The organism is Mesorhizobium sp. M2A.F.Ca.ET.067.02.1.1, assembly GCF_004023285.1.
Lineage (GTDB): Bacteria > Pseudomonadota > Alphaproteobacteria > Rhizobiales > Rhizobiaceae > Mesorhizobium.
The window spans coordinates 1-3006 of record NZ_RZSB01000734.1; the positions used below are offsets into that span (position 1 = coordinate 1).

The window sequence follows — 3006 nt, forward strand, 5'->3', positions numbered from 1 at the left end:
GACCGGGATCGGCGCCGGCCGGGCAAAGCTGCCAGGCGTCGCGCAAGGCGGCCTCGTCCTCGGCGCGGCCGGCGAGCCGCATCGAGGCGGCGGCGCATTTGAGCGCCAGCCGCTGGCGCCAGGCGCCCGCCCAGGCGGGCTGCGCCCGGGCCAGCGTGTCGAGCGAAGCCAGCGCGGCGCCCGCCTGGAAGGCGGCGTCGGCGTCGCTGGGCGCGCCGCCGGCAGCGAACGCCCAGACCGGAACGATCGGCGGCGGGGCGGGACTGGCGGTCGCGGGATCGAGGCGAATCATGCTTTCGAGGGTAAAGCGGCCGTGCGCTTTCCACCATCTATTTCGCGCCAAAACGCACAGCCTGTCGAAGCAACAAAAGGAATGATAATGTTGCCTTATCATTCGTTTTAAATGAGTGCCTTGAAACGGCCCCTGTCGCTCGTTTTTCACCGGCGGACGGCCTCCTTTAGGCGTCAGATCGACGAGAATTCGCGTCCATTGAGCGGACCGGGTTTGCGCTTAATCCCCGGACAACCTCTCTCGTCGAGCAGAATGCCGAAATCGACGTCAATCGGGCTTCCGGACGAAATCTCGTGCATCCTAGTGCGGCCGGATGAATCCGAATTCGTGAGACTACGGACCGAAGCATGCCGTCTCAGCATTTCTGAATCGCCTGCTCGTCGCTCGGCAGTTTGGGCGACGCTGCGGGCGCGTTCCGGGCAAGCGCAGCATCGATCAGGTGAGCGCGAACACGCTCCCGTTTCCGCGGAGATAGCTTTGCCGCGGCGATCCAGCCCGGATCAGCCAGAATTTGACGTGCCAGCCCCTCATATTCGGCCGATGACCGCTTCAGCGCCTGGCCGCTCGGCCGTCGGCTTGAGAAGCGAATCTGCCGTGACGCGGCCCGCCGCACCAGATGCGCGGCGAGAGGCGGCAATCCCTCGTCACCGCGCAGCCCGGTGCCGAAAACATCGTCGAAAGCCAGCAGCGTGATAAAACGCCAGCGCACCGGCAACTGGCCGAGCGGAGTTGCGGCGCCGACGGCATGCCGGACGTCGTAGGGACAGCGCCAGCCAGCTTCATTGAACCAGAGCGCCAGCACGGGTCGCGCCGCGGCTGGATGGTCCAGCGGCGCCCAGAGCACTGAGAGTGCCTTCTCGAGCCTGTCGCCCTCGGGATTTTCACCGTTGACGCTTGCCGTGATGTCGTGCGCATCCGTCAAGCAGTCGGAAAACTGCGGAAAGACGTCGGTGGCACGAGACACAACGATCGTGAAGCAGCTGGGCGTGGACGGGGGCAGATGCAGCGCTCGGCAAGCATCCAGCCGGCGCGCAAATAGGCGTCGCGGCCTGCGGATTGATCGGCAGCGAAGCAAGCGAAACAGACCGGGATTGATCGGGCCATTGCCGACGGCGCCCATTCCGGTCCCCGGCTCACGAGCCATGATCGCGGACGTCGCGGAAACCGCCTGCTCAAGGCCAGGCGCTGCAGTCGCTCGGGGTCGACACCACAGGCCTGCGCCCACACCCTCGTCTGATCCTGTGCTGGCGTCCTGTCGTCGATCGACAAGGGCGACGAATAGCAACTGCCGTCGTGGGCGAAATGATCGGCCAGTTCCTGCCCCGTAAGGCCATAGCGGCACGCCAGCCGCGCCAGCCAGGATGACAGCAATTCGTCGCGATAGGGCCGCGGCGCGACGGGCAGACGACCCGGCACCATCACCCGGCCGCCGCTTTCGGCATCCGCCGGCGTGCCGATTGCGTCATCGACACAAGCGGCAGCACGAGATCGTCTCCAAAACTCATCCGATCGAGCCGTTCCCGTCCCGACCGGATCGCCTCTTCGGCCGCCGTTTCGATCAGTCGGAAAATCCGGGCCGTGACGCCGCTGGTGAGCATGTGGATCCGTCCACGAACCGCCTCGCTTTCGAGATCGGACGGAACACGCAGCGGCAGGATGCCAGCCACGCTATTCAAGAGCCGCGCAAAGCCGTGGTCGTTCGTCCAGGGTTTTAGATGAAACGCCTCGAAGCGCTCGGCGAGTTGAGCGTCGGTGAGCAAGGCCTGGCGCGCCAGATCGGTGCCGGCGCAGACCAGCGGCACTCTCAGGTCGTTCGCGAGAAACCGCAGCGCATTCAGAAAAATCCGCTGCTGTCGATAGGTCCCCGCCAGCATGCCGTTTACCTCGTCGAGCATGATCATCCTGGCGCCGACGGTGCGCAACAGCGAGCGACAGCCGTCTTTCTCCCGGGCGAGCGTCCCGCCAACGAGCGCGGGAGCCTGCAGACTGGCCAGCAATTCTCGATAAAGGTCGCGCTCGACCGGCTCCGAGGGTACCTGCGCCACCACGACCGGCCTATTGGTAACGCCGGTCGACTGGCAGAATGTGGCCGGGTGCGCGCGCTCAAACTTGCGGACGATCTTGGTTTTGCCCATGCCGGTGTCGCCATAGATCAGCAGGCAGGGCATACGGTCGCGCGGTGGATAGGCCAGCAAGGCATTCAGACGGACAAGTGCTGCTTGCGCCTGATCGAAACCGATCCAGCGGTCTGCTTTGATCCAGGCAATGCGCTCTTCGTCGGGCAAAGCGGCATAGCGGCGGTAGCGGTCGTCGAGGTGCTCGTATGTCCCCTCCCCTCTCACGACCATTCCTCGACAGGAAAGACCGGCACCTTGCTCCAATCGATCGGCCGCTCATTCCTCGATTTGTGCAGGCTCGGCCGCAACCGGCGAGTTGGACACGGCAGAGGCGAGTGCCCGGTCGCGCCTTTCCGCCAGCTGACGCGCCGCTTTTGTGCGCCTGGTAGCCTCATCGACCAGTGCGCGCTGGGCCTCGATGGTCTCGAAGATCAACTGCTCGTCGACCAGCGCCAGACCGCGCTCTCGCAGAGCAGCGGGCGCGGCGGTGCTCGCCGAGTGTGATCGGCGGGCGCCGCAGATCTGCAAAGCGGATCGGCGAGCGGCTGCCGTCCGGAGCGCGCACGAAAACCCTCGAAAGATCGCGCGGATCGTAGG

Annotated in this window: 3 protein-coding genes and 1 pseudogene; all 4 read right to left on the minus strand. The window is 65.4% G+C overall.

Translation table 11 applies throughout. From position 1 onward, the window contains the following. Positions 1-292, minus strand: a 292-nt coding sequence (locus tag EOA28_RS30890; protein ID WP_128315617.1) for a DUF1403 family protein, incomplete at its 3' end; no start/stop codon positions are given. Positions 293-647: 355 nt separating this feature from the next. Beyond that, the gene (locus EOA28_RS40555; RefSeq protein ID WP_245501639.1) at positions 648-1412 is read right to left on the minus strand and encodes a hypothetical protein; all 765 of its coding nucleotides are present in this window, start codon (positions 1410-1412) and stop codon (positions 648-650) included. Positions 1413-1710: 298 nt separating this feature from the next. Next, entirely contained in the window at positions 1711-2673 is a 963-nt protein-coding gene (locus EOA28_RS30905; RefSeq protein ID WP_245501640.1) for a TniB family NTP-binding protein, read from the minus strand. A gap of 12 nt (positions 2674-2685) precedes the next feature. Then, positions 2686-3006: pseudogene (locus EOA28_RS30910) on the minus strand (hypothetical protein); the annotation flags it as partial.

Coding starts and splice junctions, on each gene's coding strand:
- EOA28_RS40555 (WP_245501639.1), bottom strand. CDS start 1,412: ATGGGCGCCGTCGGCAATGGCCCGATCAATCCCGGTCTGTTTCGCTTG.